This is a genomic window from Alphaproteobacteria bacterium HT1-32 (genome assembly GCA_009649675.1).
GTDB lineage: Bacteria > Pseudomonadota > Alphaproteobacteria > Rhodospirillales > HT1-32 > HT1-32.
The window spans coordinates 1215519-1235194 of record WJPL01000001.1; the positions used below are offsets into that span (position 1 = coordinate 1215519).

The following is a 19676-nucleotide window of genomic DNA, read 5'->3' on the forward strand; positions in this document are numbered from 1 at the left end:
CGGGGTGGCCGTTAACCCCGTCGGTATTGATAGCCGTATTCCGGGCAACAAGGCAACGGGGTTATTCTGAACCGGGAGAGAATGTTGCCGGTCCTTCGGGACGCCGCTTCGCGGCTCCTCAGGACAAGGGGTTTAAGAGTAAAACCACCTCATCCTGAGGAAACACGCAAGTGCTGTCCCGAAGGACCGGCGAAACTATTCAGACCGGTGTCAGACGCCCGGGAAGGTGATCGACTTGATCTGGTCGCCCTGCTTCAGCGACATCATGACATCCATGCCATCCGTCACCTGACCGAAGACCGTATGAACGCCGTCGAGATGCGGCTGGGCTTCGAACACCAGGAAGAACTGGGAACCGCCGGTATCCTTGCCCGCATGGGCCATGGACAGCGAACCCTGCTTGTGGTCATGGTCGCTTGTGTCGGTTTCGCAGGCAATGTTCCAGCCCGGACCACCGGTGCCGGTGCCCTGCGGGCAGCCGCCCTGGGCGACAAAGCCGGGGATCACACGGTGAAAGGTCAGATCATTATAGAAGCCGTCCGAACCCAGCACATACCAGTTCGCCACCGTGTTCGGGGCATCTTCCGGATAGAGCGCGATTTCAATACGGCCCTTGTCTGTTTCCATGACACAGCTGGTTACTTTTGCCAGCGTCTCGGCCGGTACATCGTGGGTCTTCGTTTCCTTCTTACGGCCGAACATGGGGCACGTCTCCATTTCTCAGGTTGAGCGCAGTCTGCGCAAAAGCATCCGCAACATGTCGATATATGTCGCGCTTGAAGGGTATGACTTCCTGAACCGCATCCTGCAAGTCCATCCAGCGCCACTCGGTAAATTCCGGATGGGCGGTGTTTATGTCGATGTCGCTATCCTGACCGGTAAACAACAGGCAGAACCAGCGCTGTTTCTGTCCCCGGTAGCGGCCTTTCCAGACCTTGTCGGCGAGGCCGGGCGGCAGGTCATAGTCAACCCAGTCAGCCATCTCCAGCAACAGTTCCGCCTTGGCGGTGCCGGTTTCTTCCTCAAGTTCCCGGAACGCAGCCTCAATCGCTGTCTCGCCTTTGTCGATCCCACCCTGCGGCATCTGCCAGTAGCCTTCCGGATCATCGACCCGCCGGGCAACAAACACCTCTCCGGTGCGGTTCATCAGCGTAATGCCCACACAGGGACGATAAGGGCGGTCAGCCAGTGCAATTTCAGACATTCAGGAGAACCTTCAGAGGATTTTCTGTTTATTGGCCAGAGCCGATAACGGCACCACATCGATCCCTGCCTTGCGGGCCAGCGCGATCCAGTTATGCAGCCGCTCGAAGGTCGAGGGATAGGCATGACCAACCGCCACCGCCACCCCGTTATTGCGCACGATCTGTTCCAGCCGGGCCAGCTGGGCATCGATGGCCTTGCGGCTGGGCACGCTATCCAGAATCACATCGGCCCGGGCAACCGGCGCCCCGGCCTGAACCGCCATGGTCGGCACTGCCCTGCCCGCCTCGACAGAACCATCAATCATCATCAGCCCCCGTTCCTTGAGGGCCGCGACCACAGGCAGCAGTTTTTCCCGGTTGGCCGTGAACCGCCCGCCGGTCAGGGTCGCAACACCGATATAACCGGTGGCCGCAGACAATGTCGCCTCCAGCCGCTCCAGGTTTTCCTTGTCCGGAACAGTGGTCAGCAGGGTATTCGGGCCGGGATCGTTAAGCGGGAAATTTTCCGGTTCCATCGGCAGATCAATCAGCACTTCATGGCCAATTTCACGGGCCTGTGTCACCCAGCGCGACAGATTACGTTCCGTCGAGGAGAAAGCGAGGGTGACTTCCGGCGGCAGATTACGGATCGCGGTTTCCGTCGCCAGTTTGTTCATGCCCAGTTGCACAATGACGATGGCCACCTTCGGGCGACCGGTATCTGCGGTTGCCGGGCGGGCATAATGTTTCCAGACCTCACGGCCATCCGAAGCGATCCGCGGCAAATCACCCTGCGGTGCTTTCTCCGTCAGGGCCGGGTCAACCGGGGCCAGCGGGTCAGGGTCGGTCGTAAAGGCATTCAGATCCTCAAACCGGGGAGGTGTCTCCGGATAGACCTGATTGGCGGGCAGGATTGATGCGACAGTCACAGCCGGTTTTGGTGCTGCTTTCGGCACCGGCGGTTCGTCCCCGGTGGATTTTGCTTCCGGCGCCACGAAAGTCTCCGGCTCCGGTTTCTCGGCAACCGGTTCCGCTGCGGTATGTTCTGTTGTTGCCTGGTCCCCGCTCCCCTGTCCGGCTTCCGGCTTCGGAGAGGCGATGGCGTGGTCGCCGCTTTCGGCTGATCCCATCTCGGGTGGTGGTGCCAGCAGTTGCGGTGCCTGCTCGCCGGTCATTTTTTCCGGTTCAGGCTCGGGAGGAGGGGCAGCCGGAGCATCCCCCGGTCGCCGTTTGGGGGGCAGGCGCAGTTCAGCGCGGGGGCCGAAATGTATCGTCCCGTCCGGCATCTCCGTGGCAATCGTTTCTACCGGTTCCGATGGCATGCCGTGATCGCCGGCAGCGGCATCTTGCTTGTCGCCTTCGGCCATCTCCGGCTCAGGGCCGCTGAACAGGGCCGAAAGCCCGTAGGCCCCGCCGCCCAGCACAACCAGCCCCACAAGGCCGATACCCACGATATGCTTGCCGGCAAGTTTCTTCTTCGGTGCGTCGCCAATACGACCGGAAATCGCATCTGCCGCGCCCGGCGCATCCCCTGCCTTCTTCCTGCCAAGCCCGGGCAGGCTGAACTTCGGAAGGGATATGCCGGGCATTTTCACCATGACATCAGATCCGGACGGACCGTGATCAGTTCGCCGCCCGTCCGCCGAACAGGGCAATGCCGCGGATCAGATCAATGGCCCGGGCAAGCTGATAGTCCGTCGGCTGAGCCGTTTCACCGGTCACCGGCTCATTATCATTGGCCGGCTTTTCGTCCCCGTCCTGATCGTTGATCAGGCTGTTGCGAAGATCGGCTTCACTGGTCCGCTGGGGAGCGTTGATTTCTTCCAGCCGGGCCTGTGCAACCTGAATGTCCGGTTCGATACCCTTGGCCTGAATCGACCGGCCTGACGGGGTATAGTAACGCGCCGTGGTCAGCCGGATGGCCCCGTAACCGGTCAGCGGAATAATCGTCTGTACCGATCCCTTACCGAAGCTTTTTGTTCCCATGATGACACCACGGCGATGATCCTGCAGGGCACCTGCGACAATTTCCGAAGCCGAGGCCGAACCACCATTGATCAGCACGACCACCGGCTTGCCATCAATCAGATCGCCGGGGCGGGCATTATAGCGGCTGCTCTGCTCATGATCGCGGGGCCGTGTTGATACGATCTCGCCTTTTTCCAGGAAGGCATCGGAAACGGCAATTGCCTGATCCAGCAGACCGCCGGGATTATTACGCAGATCGAGGACATAGCCGACAATGTCACCGGTTGCCTGTTCCTTGACCCGCTGAATGGCCTTTTTCAGGCCTGACTCCGTGTTTTCCGTGAAGGAGGTGATCCGCAGATAACCGACATTACCTTCAACCCTCTGCCGGACTGACTCTACCTTGATGATGGCGCGTGTCAGCGTGACATTGATCGGATCCGGCGTTCCCTCACGACGGATGACCAGTTTGATATCGCTGTCCACCGGGCCACGCATTTTCTCAACGGCCTGATCCAGGGTCATGCCCATGATCGCTTCGCCATCCAGATGGGTGATGAAATCACCGGCCTTGATCCCGGCGCGAAAGGCAGGAGTATCGTCAATCGGTGAGATCACCTTGACCAGCCCTTCTTCCATCGAAACCTGAATACCCAGCCCGCCAAAGCGGCCCCGGGTCTGCACCTGCATATCCTGAAAATTCTTGGCGTTCAGAAAACTCGAATGCGGATCAAGCGAGGTCAGCATGCCATTGACAGCGGCTTCCAGTAATTCCTCATCTGATACTTCTTCGACATAGTCGGCGCGGATGCGTTCAAACACATCGCCAAACATGTTCAGCAGCCGATAGGTTTCGTCGCTGTTGGTTTGCTGTGCCCGGGCTGCATTCTGCTGCAGCGCAAAGGGAGCGGCGACCGCCATCGTTGCGATGACGAGAAAGGCGATGACGTACTTGCGCATTATCCACCTGCATTGTTGAGGTTGGCTGCCAGCCAGGGTGTCGGGTTTATAGGCTGGGAGTCCTTACGAAACTCTATATATAGGCGCGGCGCGCCGGAATTCTCGTCCTGAGTCATAACACCGACGGGCTCTCCCGCCAGCAACCATTGTCCCACGACACTGTCGATGCGTCCGAGCCCCGCCAGAAGGCTATGGTAGCCTTCGCCATGCTCAATGATCAAGAGACGCCCGTACCCGCGAAAATCACCGGCATACAGCACCAGCCCGTCATGGGGTGAGACCACCTGTGCCCCATATCGGGTCTGCAGGGTCATGCCCCGGCTGGTCCGGCCATCCGACGTTTTCTCGCCATAACGCTCAACCAGGCGCCCGCGGGCGGGCAGAGGCAATGCCCCCTTAACCGTACTGAACGGCTGGCCTGCATCCGGCACCGCCAGACTGTCACCACCAGAGGACAGGGCCGCCGTTGTGGTCTTCCGCGAAGGCAGGTCACGGGGAGCGGCAACCGGGGCCGCCTTTTCCAGACTGCTGATCAGGTCACGCAGGTTATCCGCCTTGGCTGCAAGGCTTTCGGCGCGACGGGCGACCTTATCGCTTTCCGCCCGCATTTCCGTGCTCAGTTGTGCCTTGCGGGCAACCAGTCGTTCCAGAATCTGCTGTTCAGCGGTCAGCGACTGGCTGTTGTCGTCAAGCGCATCACGCCGCTGGCGAATATCCGCCCGCACCTGGCCAAGCGATGCCAGTTCGGCTTTCAGATCCTTCGCTTCAGCTTCAATAGCCGGGACCGCCGATCGCAACAGAATCGCGGCACGGACCACTTTCACCGGTTCACCCGGCCGGCCGATCAGGGCATCCGTCGGGCGACCGGCAAATCTTTGCAGCGCCGTCAGCACGCCAATCATCTGCCGCTCACGCTTGCTCAGGGTGGTCAGAATACTGGCCTCATCCGCCCGCAGTTCGCGGAGCTGGCGCTCCAGCAACGAGGCATTCTCCTCATAGCTCTGTGCACTTTTCGCTGCCCGGACGAGCTGGCTGCGGACAATCCGCAGTTCCCGGTCCAGACTTTCGGCCTGCTTCTCAAAATTCTGCCGTTCCCGGTTGGTTTCCTGCAGCGCACGCTCGACTTCCTTGAGCTGCTTCTGGGGTTCAGCCGCAAACAACGAAGGTGCCGGCGCCGACAGGATCAGCGCCGCAATCAGCAATGAGAGATCAGGCCGTGGCACGTTGCTCCCCGGCCGGGGCCAGCAATGTCGTCCCGGTCATGGCCGCCGGCTGTTCCAGCCCCATCAGATGCAGCAGGGTTGGCGCCACATCGGCCAGTCGCCCGCTTTGCAGACCGGCACACCAGTCCGGCCCGTTCACCAGCACCAGCGGCACCCGGTTCAGGGTATGCGCGGTGTGCGCCTGCCCGGTCTCTGCATCCTGCATCTGCTCTGCATTGCCGTGATCCGCTGTTACCAGCATGGAGCCACCGGCAGCAACCAGCGCAGCTTCGATCCGGCCCAGCGAGGCATCAACCGTCTCAACCGCGGTAATGGCCGCCGACAAGATGCCGGTATGACCGACCATATCCGTATTCGCGAAATTCAGAATGATCAGGTCAAATTTGCCGGATTCGATTGCCTCGACAACCCGGTCTGTGACTTCCGGTGCCGACATCTCCGGCTTCAGGTCATAGGTTGCCACATCCGGTGACGGCACCAGAATGCGCTCCTCACCCTCATAGACCCGTTCCTCGCCACCATTGAAGAAGAAGGTGACATGCGCATATTTCTCGGTCTCGGCGATCCGCAACTGGCGTCGCCCGGCGCGGGAAACCACCTGACCCAGAATATCTTCCAGCACGACCGACGGGAACAGGGTCGACAGGCGGTCATTCAGGTCCGTTGCATATTCAACCATGCCGGTACAGGCCGCGAAGCTGATCTGCCGGTCACGTTCAAAACCGTCAAAATCCGGATCAACCAGACTGCGGAGAATTTCCCGCGCCCGGTCGGCCCGGAAATTTGCCATCAGCAGGCCATCGCCATCCATCATGCCGGCGTAATCGCCAACCACGGAGGCGGCGACAAATTCGTCCGACTTACCCTCGTCATAGGCTGCCTGAACCGCAACTTCTGCTGTCGCAACTGGCGCCCCCTGCCCCAGCGTCATCACCGACCAGGCCTGACTGACCCGGTCCCAGCGATTGTCGCGGTCGAGCGCGAAGTAGCGTCCGGTGACGGTCGCAATGCAGCAGTCCTCCAGACCGCTGATGGCATCGGAGAAGCGACCCAGAAAACCAAGGGCGCTCTGCGGGGGTGTATCCCGGCCGTCTGTAAAGGCATGAACACGAACCGGAATACCCGCCGTTGCCAGTATCCGGCAGAGCGCTGCCATCTGATCCTGATGCGAATGTACGCCGCCCGGCGACATCAGCCCCATGATATGCGCCACCCCGCCAGAGGCTTTCATCCGGGTAATGAAATCACCCAGCACCGGGTTCCGGGCCAGACTTCCGTCTGCAACAGCGGCATCAATGCGCGGCAGGTCCTGCATGACGACCCGGCCTGCGCCAAGATTCATATGGCCGACTTCCGAATTGCCCATCTGCCCGGCAGGCAGGCCAACCTGCTGTTCGCTGGCGTCCAGCTGGGCCCGCGGGCAGGTGGCTGTCAGCCGGTCCCAGACCGGCGTACTGGCTTGTAAAACCGCGTTGTTTTCGCGGTCCGCTCGGTCGCCCCAGCCGTCCATGATGCACAGGACAACAGGGCGGGGTATGGATGCTTGTTCTGTCATATGCCGTATATAACCCCTCTGCACCGGATACGGTAGCCCCGGTATTCGATTTGCCGGGGGCTCACGCAGGCTTTATCAGGGAGGAATGATCAGCCCGCGCATTCAATCCAACTGGCCTGCTGCCGTCACCGTCGCCGGATTGTTCTTCGGCTATGTTTTTGTTCAGCGTGTGGCACCCGGCGTCATGGTCACCGACCTGATGCGCGATTTTGATGCCAGCGGTGCCGTGATGGGCAATCTCTCGGCATTTTATTTCTATTCCTATGCCAGCCTGCAGATTGTCGTCGGCGCCATGATGGACCGTTTTGGCCCCCGGCGTCTGATGACATTCGCCGCCCTGATCTGCGGCGCAGGCAGTGTCCTGTTCTCGGTCGCCGACAGCCTGGCACTGGCCTATGCCGGGCGTCTGATGATCGGTATTGGTGCCGCCTTCAGCTTTGTCGGGGCGCTGACCGTCATTCATCAGTGCTGCCCGCCGGAGAAGTTTTCGTTTCTCAGCGGCATTGTTCAGGCCGCCGGCATGGGTGGTGCCCTGCTGGGGCAGGCCCCGCTCGGTCTCTGGGTCGATGCCTCCGGCTGGCGTGATCCCCTGCTGTTCGGCGGGCTGTTTGCCGCACTGGTTGGCCTTGCCGCCTGGATGGTGCTGCGCGATCCGCCCGGACAGAACGAGACAAGCGAACCGGTGACGGGGAGCATGTTCAGCGGGCTGGTACAGGTCTGCCGCAATCCCCAGACATGGCTTGCTGCCATTGTCGGCGGCACCCTGACTGCGCCGATGCTGGCCTTTGGCGGGTTGTGGGGTGTGCCATTCCTGCAAAGTATCTATGGCTATGACCGGCCAACAGCCGCTGCCGTCACCGGAGCCCTGTTCATTGGCTGGGGCGTTGGTGCGCCGGTGACCGGCTGGCTGTCCGACCGCTGGGGCCGTCGCCGGCCCATTCTCTTCGCCGGGGCTGTCAGCATGACCGTCGCGCTGGCACTGGTGGTCTGGCTGCCACCTCTGCCGGTGACCGTTCTGGTATTGCTGCTGGCCATTAACGGTTTCGGGTCGTCCTCCATGATCCTGACCTTCGCCGCGGCCAGGGCCAGCAACTCTGCCGCGTCAACCGGACTGGCGCTGGGTATCGTCAATACCTGCGTTGTCGGATCCGGCGCCATCGCCCAGCCCCTGCTCGGCAGCATTCTGGATTTCAACTGGACCGGTGACATGCTGGACGGCGCACGGATCTATCACGCCGAAGCCTATCAGCTTGCTTTCCTGCCACTGCTGATCACCGGGCTGATCGGCGCGTTCTGCGCCCTGCGGCTCAGCCCCCGAGAACATATTCCAGCCCGCACAACAGAACGAAGCTGATCACCCCGAGCCCGGCCATGTAGGAGAGGTTCCGCCCGTAGGCGATACCTTTTGCCGGAACATTATAGACCCTTGCCGCCAGCACCACGGACAGCGACGACAGTGCCAGCATTGATCCGCACATCCATGCGTAAAGCAGGACAAGACCGGATACCAGCGGTGCCAGCCCCGGCTCGAACCCCTGCAGAATCGGCACGAACACGGCTGCCGTGACAATCGGATGCAGGGTCATCATTGCCGCCATCAGGCTGAGCAGCATCAGCACGCCGACAACCAGCATCGGCGGCAAGGACATGAATATTGCATTGGTCAGCAGAAGGTCGAGAACACCGCTGGCCTCAATCGCCTTGCCCAGCATCATTGCGCTGGAAAACAGCAGCAGGTCATTGCCAAGACTGTCCAGCCCGTCCCAGGCGCTGTGCACAATCGGACGGAGTTTTCCGCCAAGCCGGAAGATGACCCAGCCAAGACAGAGCAGCGGCATGAAGATGGCAACCGTGCGGATCGTGCCGAGTGTCGTCAGGCTGGCAATCGCCGTCACGATAATCGTCGCGGTTCCCAGTGGCAGGATCAGCGGGCCAAAACCGATCAGGGCCAGTTTGACCCCGCGGGCCGCACCGGGCGGGCCGAATGCGGTCACACCCAGCAACAGGCCGATGGCCGACAGGGGAAATCCTGCGGCAACAATCTGCCATAACGGTAATTCCGGCCAGGCTGTCAGAACAAAGGCCATGCCGACCGTAAAGGGAGACCAGTACAGAACAAGGCTGGTACCACGACAGTTGGTCCGTGCCGCCCGGGCACGTTCCGCCAGATCCGCGTCGGCGGGAACCAGCGGCGCCAGTATCGGATAGGCACCGATAATCAGCGCCGATCCCAGAACATGGGCACCCAGAAACATGCCGCCGGTGCGTTCACCTTCCTTCATCTGCTCGAACGCCTCGCGGCTTTGCCCGACCTCGGGACTGGCCTGAACCGTCGCCCGGACAAACTGGATGGCCGGCAGGAAGAAAGTGAAGATCAGCGCAAATGCAACACCGTCATAAAGTACCGACCAATGGCCGGTATAGAGCGTAATTGCGAGCGCCAGCGCGCCGACGACGAAGCTGATAATCATCGTATCCGGCCGGCAGCGGCCCGCCAGAACAGACAGCACCAGATAGACGATCAGCAGGATAACGCCGGCCAGAACCGGTTCCGGTCCGTCGGCGACGACGCGCAGTAATCCGACGCAGAACAACAGCGTCATTAAAATACGAAGTGCGAGAACAGTCAGGAGATGCATTTAGGAGGTTGTCCGCTAGATAAGACATTTATTTACCCCTCTCTAACTTGTCCGGGCAAATAAAGCCATAGAACAAGCGCTTGCATTAATCGGTCAGGCTGACGTTAATTGTGGCAAGTGACGAAAAGTCACATCGAATAAACGCGTGAAATTTCACGCGATCAGGGGAGAGACGGGACGGATGGCGTATATTTCGCTGGCTGGCAAAACTCGATTCCGACGCAAAAATCTCAGGCACCTTTCCTGTGGAGGGGTGAGATGAGCCTGTCGAAACCTGAATTCTGCGATGTCAGCAGATATGACACTTTCCCGAAAGTGCTGGCCTACAACGCTGCCAACTGGCCCGGCGAAGTTGCCATGCGCGAGAAAGATTACGGCATCTGGATCGAATATACCTGGTCCGATTACAATACTGCCGTAAAGCAGATCGCGATGGGCCTCCGGGAACTGGGATTTCAGCGCGGTCAGGTTGTCGGCATGATCGGCGATAACCGGCCGGAATGGATCCAGTTTGAAATCGCCGGTCAGGCGCTCGGCGGCATGAGTATCGGCATCTATCGCGACTGCATGGCCGATGAGGCGGATTACCTCATCAATTATGCTGAACTGACCATGATCATGGCCGAGGATGAAGAGCAGGTCGACAAGCTGCTGGAACTTGGCGACCGCATCCCGTCAGTACAGAAAATCTTTTATGATGACCCACGGGGAATCGAGAAATACGACGACCCCCGGCTGATGAAACTGTCGGATCTGAAGGCACTGGGCGACAAGCGGATTGCCGCCAGCCCGGACGAGTATGATCAGGAGGTAGCCCTCGGCAAAGCGGAAGACGTGGCTATCCTTTGCACCACGTCGGGCACGACCTCACGGCCAAAACTGGCCATGCTGCAGGGCGGACCGTTTCTGAAACACTGCGTCGCCTATCTGACGAAAGATCCGAAACTGCCAACCGACAACTACTGCGCCGTCCTGCCCCTGCCCTGGATCATGGAGCAGGTCTATGCCATCGGGCATTCCCTTGTCTGCCGGAACATCGTCAATTTTGTCGAAGAGAACGACACGATGATGGCCGATATGCGCGAGATCGCCCCGAATTTTGTGCTGCTGGCTCCGCGCACCTGGGAAGCACTGGTCGCCGATGTACGAACCCGGATGATGGATGCCAGCGACTTCAAGCAGAAGCTGTTCAACTGGGGTGTCGAACGGGGAATGAAAGCTTTCGCGGAAGGACGCCGGGACTGGCTGGCCGACTTCCTGCTGTTCAATCCGCTCCGTGACCGGCTTGGTCTGGGGCAGGTCACCTCTGCGGCGACCGGTGGTGCGGCACTGGGACCGGAGACCTTCAAGTTCTTCCTCGCCATGGGTGTGCCGCTGCGCCAGCTCTATGGTCAGACCGAGCTGGCCGGAGCCTATACCCTGCATGAGCCGGATGATGTCGATTTTGATACGGTCGGTCTGCCTTTCGACAACACCGAGATCAGAATCGATAATCCCGACCCGGAAGGCGTCGGCGAGATTGTCACCCGCACCGGCGGGATGTTCCTCGGTTTCTACAAGAATCAGGAAGCCACCGACGCCGATGTGAAGGATGGCTGGATGCATACCGGCGACGCCGGTTATATCCGCCCGAAAGACGGCCATCTGGTGGTTATCGACCGTATCGCCGATCTGGCCGAGACCAACCACGGGATCCGCTTCTCTCCGCAGTTCATTGAGAACAAGCTGAAGTTCTCACCTTTCATCGGTGAGACGGTCATTCTGGGCAACAAACGGGATTACCTCACCGCAATCCTCTGTATCCGCTTCGATATTGTCGCGAAATGGGCCGAACAGAATGCGGTCAGTTTTACCAACTACACCAACCTGTCAGCCCGCCCGGAAGTCTATGACATGATCGAGCAGGAAGTCCGGCAGGTGAATGCCACCCTGCCCGAAGCCCAGCGTGTCCGGAAATTCCTGCTGCTCTACAAGGAGCTGGATGCCGATGACGGCGAGCTGACACGTACCCGGAAAGTCCGGCGCAGTGTCGTCAATGAGCGCCATGCGGACATCATCGACACGCTCTATTCCGACCGGAAATCTGTCCATGTCGACACCGAAATCACGTTTCAGGACGGCGCGAAGTCCCGCATCGTCACTGATCTCGTGGTCGTTGACCTGGGACAGGATGGCGGTGTCGCAGACGAGAGCGGGATGAGGAAATCAGCATGAGCAGAGGCGACCTGAAAGAAGGCGACGTTCTCCTCGCCGTGGAAAACATCTCCCTGTCCTTCGGTGCAGTACAGGCGATTTCCAACGTCACCTTCGATATCCGCAAGGGCGAGGTCAGGGCCATCATCGGACCGAACGGGGCCGGCAAGACCTCGATGCTGAATGTCATCAACGGGTTTTATCATCCGCAGGAAGGCACGATCACCTTTGCCGGCAAGACCCGCTCCAGAATGCTGCCGCATGAAGCCGCCGCACAGGGTATCAGCCGGACCTTCCAGAATGTTGCCCTGTTCAAGGGGATGTCGACCCTCGACAACATCATGACCGGCCGGGTGCTGAAACAGAAAGCCTCGCTGATTGAACAGGCGTTTTATTTCGGTCGCGGCCGCAGCGAGGAAATCGAGCACCGGGAATTCGTCGAGAACATCATCGATTTCCTGCAGATTCAGGCCATTCGCAACCAGCCGGTCGGACGCCTGCCCTATGGTCTCCAGAAACGGGTCGAGTTCGGACGGGCGCTGGCGGCAGAACCGGAACTGCTGCTGCTGGACGAACCGATGGCCGGCATGAACCTCGAAGAGAAAGAGGATATGAGCCGCTATATCATGGAAGTCCGCGAACAGTTCGGCACCACCGTCGCCCTGATCGAACATGATATGGGCGTTGTCATGGATCTGTCCGACCGCGTGGTCGTGCTGGATTACGGCAGACAGCTTGCTGACGGCACACCGGACGAGGTTTCAGCCAGTCAGGAGGTCATTGATGCTTACCTGGGGGTATCCCATGACTGATCACCGGATGATGATCTGCGGAGGGGCGGCAAGATGATTTTTTTCCTTGAAACCGTTATCAGCGGCCTGATGGCCGGGGTCATGTACGCACTTGTCGCCATCGGGTTTGTCCTGATCTTCAAGGCCTCCGGGGTCTTCAACTATGCGCAGGGCGTGATGGCTCTGTTCGCGGCGCTGACCCTGGTCGGCGTGATGGAGAAATTCGGCGTCTCGGCCTGGGTGGCTATCCCCGTGACAATGGGCGTGATGATCATTGTCGCCTACATGGTCGACTATTTTATCCTGCGCCATCTGGTAAATGAACCGCCGATCATTCTGTTCATGGCGACCATCGGCCTGGCCTATGTGCTGGAAGGTGTCGGCGACATCATGTGGGGGTCCGACGTCAAGGTGCTGGATATCGGCCTGCCGTCCGGGGCCAGCGACTACCTGCTCGACAACTACAACCTCTATATCGAGAAGCTGGAAATCGTCGCTGCTGTGGTCGCCGCCGTGCTGGTTGTGGTGCTTGCTTTCTTCTTCCAGAAAACCCGTGTCGGCCGGGCACTCCGCGCTGTTGCCGACGACCATCAGGCCGCCCTTTCGATCGGCATTTCCCTGCGTGGTATCTGGCGTATTGTCTGGTCTGTCTCGGGTTTCGTGGCGCTGGTTGCCGGCATCATGTGGGGGTCGAAATCAGGGGTGCAGTTCTCGCTGTCGCTGATTGCACTGAAAGCCCTCCCTGTCCTGATTCTCGGCGGCTTCACCTCGATCCCCGGTGCCATCGTCGGCGGCCTGATCATCGGTGTTGGTGAGAAAGTGGCCGAGATCTATGCCGGCCCCTATATCGGCAGTGCCATCGAAAACTGGTTCGCCTACATTCTCGCGCTCGCCTTCCTGCTGGTCAGACCACAAGGTCTGTTCGGCGAAAAAATCATTGAACGCGTCTAGGTCGGGAGCAAAAAATGTTCTATTTCGAATCCGGCCAGTTCAAGAAATCCTACCGCGAGGATCAGGCCATCCTTCCGATCCGTCAGGACCGGATCGGCATCGCTGTCATTATCGCAGTCGCCTTTGGCGGTGTCCCGTTCATCCTCAATGACTATCTGCTGAACGCGGTTTTCATTCCCGCTCTGGTCTATGCCCTCGCGGCCCTCGGGCTGAATATTCTCGTCGGCTATTGCGGTCAGATATCGCTCGGAACAGGGGCCTTTCTGGCTGTCGGGGCCTATTCATCCTACAAGCTGATGACCGCCTTCCCGGAGCTGAATTTCATTCTGGTGATCCTGCTCTCCGGCGGTGTGACCGCCGCTGTCGGGATGCTGTTCGGACTGCCGAGCCTCCGGATCAAGGGGTTCTACCTTGCGGTCGCAACCCTTGCCGCACAGTTCTTTATCATCTGGCTCTTCAACAAGGTCGGCTGGTTCTATAACGACAATGCCACCGGTCAGATATCGGCACCGCCGCGGGATGTCTTCGGCTTCCAGATCACCGGACCGGCAGCGCATCCCACAGCCACCTATCTGTTCGTGCTGACCTTCGTGACGTTCTTTGCCCTCGTGGCCAAGAATCTGGTGCGCAGCCGGGTTGGCCGGACCTGGATGGCCATTCGCGACATGGACATCGCCGCCGAACTGATCGGTATCCGGCCATTGCAGACCAAGCTGACCGCCTTCGGTGTGTCATCCTTCTATATCGGCATGGCCGGGGCGATGATTTTCACCATCTGGCTCGGGGCTGTGGAAGCCGGCGAAGCTTTCAATATCGATCAGTCATTCCTTGTTCTGTTTATGGTCATCATCGGCGGTCTGGGCTCGATCCTCGGATCCTTCCTCGGTGCGTTCTTCATGATCCTGATGCCGATTGCGCTGAAACAGACCATGGTTGACGGCCTTGGCATGACTGCGGTCAGCGCAAAACATATGGAATTTGTCATTCTCGGGGTGCTGATCCTGGTCTTCCTGATCATGGAACCGCATGGACTGGCCCGGCTCTGGCGTCTCGGAAAGGAAAAGTTGCGGCGCTGGCCGTTCCCGTACTGACCACGTCTTTACGCTGCCGGTGCTCTGAAACCCGTCAGTGTTCAAAAGCCGCATCATCAGAAGCGGCGCAAAAGGAGGAGAAAGAGATGAACCTTAAAGGACTGACTCTGGGTATCGTTGCTGCGGCATCGATCAGTATTGCCGGTGCTGCGACGGCTGCAGAACTGGTGATTCCGTCGATGGTTTACCGAACCGGGCCTTATGCCCCGAACGGCATTCCGTTCGCCAACGGCTATGGCGACTATTTCAACCTGCTCAACGCCCGTGATGGCGGTATCGGCGGCGTGCCGATCAATCTGGTGGAGTGCGAAACCGCCTACAATACCAAGCAGGGTGTGGAGTGCTATGAGAACACCAAGAATATCGGCTCCGGGGCGCTGGTTTATCAGCCGCTGTCGACCGGTATTACCTATCAGCTGATTCCAAAAGCAGCTTACGACCAGATTCCGATTTTCTCGATGGGCTATGGCCGGACATCGGCCTCCAACGGCAAGATCTTTCCGTGGGTCTTTAACCTGCCGGCAACCTACTGGGATCAGGCGACTGTTTTCGTGAAATATGTTGCCGAAAAAGAGGGCGGTCTGGACAAGCTGAAAGGCAAGAAGATCGCGCTGGTCTATCACAACTCCGCCTATGGCAAGGAGCCGATCCGGACGCTTGAAGTTGCCGCCGAGAAGTACGGATTTTCGCTGCAGCTGCTGCCGGTCGATCATCCCGGTCAGGAGCAGAAAGCCACCTGGCTGCAGATCCGTCGTGAACGGCCGGACTGGGTCTTCATGTGGGGCTGGGGCGTCATGAACCAGGTCGCTGTCAAGGAAGCCACCTCGATCCGCTATCCGATGGATCATTTCATCGGTGTCTGGTGGTCCGGCTCCGAAAACGATGTTGCCCCGGCGGGTGAAGCAGCCGATGGCTATCTCTCGGGTGCGTTCCATGCACCGGGCGACAATTTCCCGCTGCATGATGACATCAAGAAGTATCTCTATGACGCCAACAAGGGTCTCGGTGATCGCGACCGGATCGGCGAAGTGCTGTACAATCGTGGTATTGTCGCCGCGATGTGGACGGCTGAAGCAATCCGTAATGCACAGAAGATCCACAACACCGCCGAAGTAAACGGTGCCATGGTGCGCGACGGCTTCGAGCAGCTGAATGTCGATGAAAAGCGCCTGACCGAGCTTGGTCTGCCGGGCTTCACCATTCCGGTGAAGGTGACCTGCGCCAACCATGGTGGTTCCGGTAATGTCGCCCTGCAACAGTGGGACGCAAAGGCCGGAAAGTGGAAGATCGTGACGAAGTTCTATGAACCGATGCGCGACATTACCGGTCCGCTGATTGCCGAAGATTCCGGTTCCTATGCCGCTGAGAACGGCATTCCGGAACGGGAATGCAGCTGATCGCCTGCTGATCCGCTTTGCTGAATAGAAAAAGAAGGACGCCATGAGCACGGGTGCCAATAAAATACTCGAGATCAATAATATCGAGGTCATTTATGACCACGTCATTCTCGTGCTCAAAGGCGTCACACTGGAAGTGCCCGAGGGGGGTATCATTGCCCTCCTCGGCGCTAACGGCGCCGGTAAGTCGACGACGCTGAAATCGATTTCCAACCTGCTGCAGGTGGAACGCGGTGAAGTCGTGAAAGGCTCAATCAGCCTGAACGGCGAAACCATCAACGGCATCGGCGCAACCGAAGTCGTCAAACGCGGCTGTGTCCAGGTAATGGAAGGCCGCCATTGTTTTGAACATCTGACCATCGAGGAAAACCTCCTGACCGGGGCCTATATCCGCGGCTACGACCGCAAGGGCATTCAGGCTGACCTCGAAATGGTCTACAGCTATTTTCCGCGGCTCGAACAACGCCGCAAGTCACAGGCCGGCTATACCTCCGGCGGTGAACAGCAGATGTGCGCGATTGGCCGCGCCCTGATGGCCAGACCGAAACTGGTCCTGCTGGACGAACCCTCCATGGGTCTGGCCCCGCAACTGGTCGAACAGATCTTCGAAATCATCCGGAAACTGAACACCGAACAGGGTGTCTCCTTCCTGCTGGCCGAACAGAACACCAACCTGGCGCTGCGCTATGCCAGCTACGGCTATATTCTGGAGAATGGCCGTGTGGTGCTGGATGGCGAGGCGTCGGAACTGATGGAAAACGAAGATGTGAAGGAATTCTATCTTGGCGGTGGCGGTGACGAGCGCCGCAGCTTCAAGAATCTGAAAAGCTACAAACGCCGTAAACGCTGGCTGTAGATCAGAATATCCATCATTTCAGGATAGCATTTGAGAGGGGCCGGGCGTGAACGAGCATTATGATAATCTGGAAACCCGGTCGGCAGATCAGCGTGCTGCCGACATGGCACAGGAACTCCCGGCCATCATTGCCCATGCAAAGGCATCGGCACCGGCTTATGCCGCCCTTCTCGCCGATCATGACCCGGCAGAAATTACCAATCCGGAAGCACTGGCCGCCCTGCCACTGACCCGCAAAAGCGATCTGATCGAACAACAGGCGGCAAATCCTCCCTTCGCCGGGCTGACCGCTGTTTCTGCCGGTGATCTGGCCTGCATCTACCAGTCACCGGGGCCGATCAATGACGCGGAAGGACGGGATGCGGATTACTGGCGGGTTGCCCGTGCGCTGTTTGCGGCAGGGTTTCGCCGGGGTGATATTCTTCATAACTGTTTCGCCTATCATTTCACCCCGGCCGGCGCGATGATCCAGACCGGCGCGCAGGCACTTGGCTGTGCCGTCTTTCCCGCCGGGCCCGGACAGACAGAACAGCAGATACAGGCAATCCGCTCCCTCTCCCCTGACGGCTATGCCGGGACACCTTCTTTTCTGAAGATCATTCTGGAAAAAGCCGACGAGATAGGGGAATCCCTGCCGTCGCTGAAACGGGCACTGGTCGCCGGTGAGGCCCTGTTCCCGGCGGTCCGGCAGGGCTTTGCCGATCGCGGCATTGCGGTGCGTCAGTTCTATGGCACCGCCGATCTGGGCAATATTGCCTATGAATCAGAATCGCAGGAGGGCCTGATCGTCGATGAAGGTGTAATCGTCGAGATCGTACGCCCCGGCACCGGCCAGCCGGTCGCAGAAGGCGAGGTCGGCGAGGTTGTGGTCACCACATCCGCCCATGCCTATCCGCTGATCCGCTTTGCCACAGGTGACCTGTCCTGCTTCCTGCCCGGCGTCAGTTCCTGTGGCCGGACCAACAAACGCCTGAAAGGCTGGATGGGCAGGGCCGACCAGGGCACCAAGGTCAAAGGCATGTTCGTCCATCCGCCGCAGGTCGCCGCCATTATCAGCCGCCATCCGGAAATCATCCGTGCCCGCCTTGTTGTCACCGGTGACAACAATACGGACATCATGACCCTGACCTGTGAAACCGATAGCGGTGGTGACAGCCTGCGCGAGGCTATCACCGCCTCCATCCGCGCTGTCACCAAACTCGGCGCGGAGGTTGATTTTACCACCCCCGGCGCATTGCCCAACGACGGCATCGTTATCGAAGACGCCCGCAACCGGTAATCCCGCCGCACCACGCCAGAAAGGATCTCCCAAGCGAATTCCGGGGTAAGGGGCATTTATCGCAGGCCAGATCGCTGAAAGAAGTTTGCATTATTTACGGAACAATCAATAATACGTAAATTATGCAGAATTTTGCAGAGTCCTTTAGCCTTGCCTTTGATCTGCTGATCTCGCTGGATGCGGACCTGCTGGAAATTGTCGGCCTGTCCATGCATGTCAGTCTGGCAGCGATGGGCTTTGCCTGTGCCATCGGCTTTCCGATTGGCGCGCTGGTGGCCATCACCCGGTTCCCGGGCCGGGGTGCGGTTATCATTCTGATGAATGCGCTGATGGGCCTGCCGCCCGTGGTGGTCGGGCTGGTGGTTTACCTTTACCTCTCCCGCTCCGGGCCACTCGGCTGGCTTGGTCTGCTATATTCGCCGACAGCGATGATTATCGCCCAGACCATCCTGATTGCCCCGATTGTCGCCGCCCTGTCGCGGCAGGTGCTGGAGGATCTGCATGCCGAATATGACGAGCAGTTCCGCTCGCTGGGCCTGACCCGGTTACAGACCATCGGAACGCTACTTCAGGATGCCCGCTATTCCCTGCTGACCGTGGCACTGGCCGGGTTCGGCCGGGCAATTGCGGAAGTCGGCGCCGTCATCATTGTCGGGGGCAATATCGATCATCTGACGCGGGTCATGACCACGGCAATTGCGCTGGAAACCTCAAAGGGTGATCTGGCGCTGGCGCTGGCGCTTGGCATCATCCTGCTGGCCATCGCCCTCAGCGTGAATGCCTGTGTCATGGGGTTGCGGATGACGGCAAGGCGGTATGCCTATGCCTGATGACCAGACCATGACCCCGCCCCAGTCGAATATACAGCACACCCCGCTGGTTTCCGCATGGGAACTGACACTGGCGATCGACGGGAAGCGGCTTATTGACCAGATCGAATTCTCCCTCGACCATCCGTCACGGACCATCATCCTCGGCCCCAATGGTGCCGGTAAAAGCCTGTTGCTGAAACTGATGCACGGACTGATTACGCCGACAGCCGGTGCCGTGCGCTGGCAGAAACGCCGGAGTGGCGAGTCGCGGCGTCAGGCAATGGTGTTTCAGCGGCCTGTCCTGCTGCGCCGATCCGTCGCCGCCAATCTGGATTTCGTTCTGAAGCGGCAGGGAAAAAGTGACATCGCTGATCGGCGGGAGGCGCTGCTGAACCGCATCGGGCTTGGCGACAGGGGCGCCCAGCCGGCCCGACTGCTGTCGGTCGGGGAACAGCAACGTCTGGCGCTGGCGCGGGCGCTGGCAACCGAACCGGAAGTCCTGTTTCTGGATGAGGCCACGGCCAGTCTGGACCCGGCATCTGTCCTGAAAATCGAAGAAATCGTGCAGGAAGTCAGCGCCGCCGGGGTGAAGGTGATTTTTGTCACCCATGACCTTGGACAGGCCCGGCGACTGGCCGACGACGTGCTGTTCCTGCATCGCGGGAAAGTCGCGGAACAGGCCCCTGCCGAACAGTTTTTCCGTCAACCCGCATCACCTGCCGCCGCCGCTTTTCTGGATGGCAGGATCGTTATCTGAACAACATTATTCGAAAAGGG

17 protein-coding genes are annotated in these 19676 nt (G+C 59.4%); 10 read left to right on the top strand and 7 right to left on the bottom strand.

The genetic code is table 11. The annotated features are described in order from the left end of the window. Positions 1-210: 210 nt before the first annotated feature. The 6 genes from GH722_05805 to GH722_05830 are packed head-to-tail and all read right to left on the bottom strand — an operon-like array spanning position 211 to position 6890. Positions 211-702, bottom strand: a complete 492-nt coding sequence (locus GH722_05805) for a peptidylprolyl isomerase (protein ID MRG71272.1) — start codon at positions 700-702, stop codon at positions 211-213. Next, positions 689-1204, bottom strand: coding sequence for an RNA pyrophosphohydrolase (locus tag GH722_05810; GenBank protein MRG71273.1), 516 nt, complete (start codon positions 1202-1204; stop codon positions 689-691). Before GH722_05810 ends, GH722_05805 begins: the two co-directional genes overlap by 14 nt. A 12-nt stretch (positions 1205-1216) precedes the next feature. Further along, positions 1217-2782, bottom strand: coding sequence for a hypothetical protein (locus GH722_05815; GenBank protein ID MRG71274.1), 1566 nt, complete (start codon positions 2780-2782; stop codon positions 1217-1219). 25 nt (positions 2783-2807) lie between these two features. Beyond that, complete coding sequence (locus GH722_05820) at positions 2808-4112, bottom strand: PDZ domain-containing protein (protein ID MRG71275.1); 1305 nt, start codon at positions 4110-4112, stop codon at positions 2808-2810. Further along, a complete protein-coding gene (locus GH722_05825) occupies positions 4112-5335 on the bottom strand; it encodes a peptidoglycan DD-metalloendopeptidase family protein (protein MRG71276.1) in 1224 nt (407 codons plus the stop codon). Before GH722_05825 ends, GH722_05820 begins: the two co-directional genes overlap by 1 nt. Beyond that, positions 5322-6890, bottom strand: a complete 1569-nt coding sequence (locus tag GH722_05830) for a 2,3-bisphosphoglycerate-independent phosphoglycerate mutase (GenBank protein ID MRG71277.1) — start codon at positions 6888-6890, stop codon at positions 5322-5324. Before GH722_05830 ends, GH722_05825 begins: the two co-directional genes overlap by 14 nt. A gap of 85 nt (positions 6891-6975) precedes the next feature. Between GH722_05830 and GH722_05835 the strand changes: the two genes are divergently transcribed. Beyond that, positions 6976-8244, top strand: a complete 1269-nt coding sequence (locus GH722_05835) for an MFS transporter (protein MRG71278.1) — start codon at positions 6976-6978, stop codon at positions 8242-8244. Here GH722_05835 and GH722_05840 read toward each other — a convergent pair. Then, positions 8198-9529 (bottom strand): hypothetical protein, encoded by a 1332-nt coding sequence (locus GH722_05840; GenBank protein ID MRG71279.1) that lies wholly within the window; start codon positions 9527-9529, stop codon positions 8198-8200. The genes GH722_05835 and GH722_05840 overlap by 47 nt on opposite strands. Positions 9530-9787: 258 nt before the next feature. On the opposite strand from GH722_05840, the gene GH722_05845 reads away from it, so the two are divergent. From GH722_05845 to GH722_05885, 9 genes are all read left to right on the top strand, one after another. Then, the gene (locus tag GH722_05845) at positions 9788-11743 is read left to right on the top strand and encodes an AMP-binding protein (protein MRG71280.1); all 1956 of its coding nucleotides are present in this window, start codon (positions 9788-9790) and stop codon (positions 11741-11743) included. Further along, positions 11740-12534 carry an ATP-binding cassette domain-containing protein gene (locus GH722_05850; GenBank protein MRG71281.1) on the top strand — a complete coding sequence of 265 codons (795 nt, stop codon included), beginning with the start codon at positions 11740-11742 and terminating at the stop codon, positions 12532-12534. The genes GH722_05845 and GH722_05850 overlap by 4 nt, the downstream gene beginning before the upstream one ends. Positions 12535-12567: 33 nt before the next feature. Continuing rightward, the gene (locus GH722_05855; protein ID MRG71282.1) at positions 12568-13464 is read left to right on the top strand and encodes a branched-chain amino acid ABC transporter permease; all 897 of its coding nucleotides are present in this window, start codon (positions 12568-12570) and stop codon (positions 13462-13464) included. A gap of 14 nt (positions 13465-13478) precedes the next feature. Then, positions 13479-14555, top strand: coding sequence for a branched-chain amino acid ABC transporter permease (locus GH722_05860; GenBank protein ID MRG71283.1), 1077 nt, complete (start codon positions 13479-13481; stop codon positions 14553-14555). Between the two features lie 86 nt (positions 14556-14641). Beyond that, positions 14642-15952 carry an ABC transporter substrate-binding protein gene (locus GH722_05865; GenBank protein MRG71284.1) on the top strand — a complete coding sequence of 437 codons (1311 nt, stop codon included), beginning with the start codon at positions 14642-14644 and terminating at the stop codon, positions 15950-15952. A 43-nt stretch (positions 15953-15995) separates the two neighbouring features. Then, positions 15996-16808 carry an ATP-binding cassette domain-containing protein gene (locus tag GH722_05870; protein MRG71285.1) on the top strand — a complete coding sequence of 271 codons (813 nt, stop codon included), beginning with the start codon at positions 15996-15998 and terminating at the stop codon, positions 16806-16808. Positions 16809-16854: 46 nt separating this feature from the next. Further along, positions 16855-18087 (top strand): AMP-binding protein, encoded by a 1233-nt coding sequence (locus GH722_05875; protein MRG71286.1) that lies wholly within the window; start codon positions 16855-16857, stop codon positions 18085-18087. Between the two features lie 122 nt (positions 18088-18209). Then, positions 18210-18917, top strand: coding sequence for an ABC transporter permease subunit (locus tag GH722_05880; GenBank protein ID MRG71287.1), 708 nt, complete (start codon positions 18210-18212; stop codon positions 18915-18917). After that, positions 18904-19656, top strand: a complete 753-nt coding sequence (locus tag GH722_05885) for an ATP-binding cassette domain-containing protein (GenBank protein ID MRG71288.1) — start codon at positions 18904-18906, stop codon at positions 19654-19656. The genes GH722_05880 and GH722_05885 overlap by 14 nt, the downstream gene beginning before the upstream one ends. Positions 19657-19676: the final 20 nt, after the last annotated feature.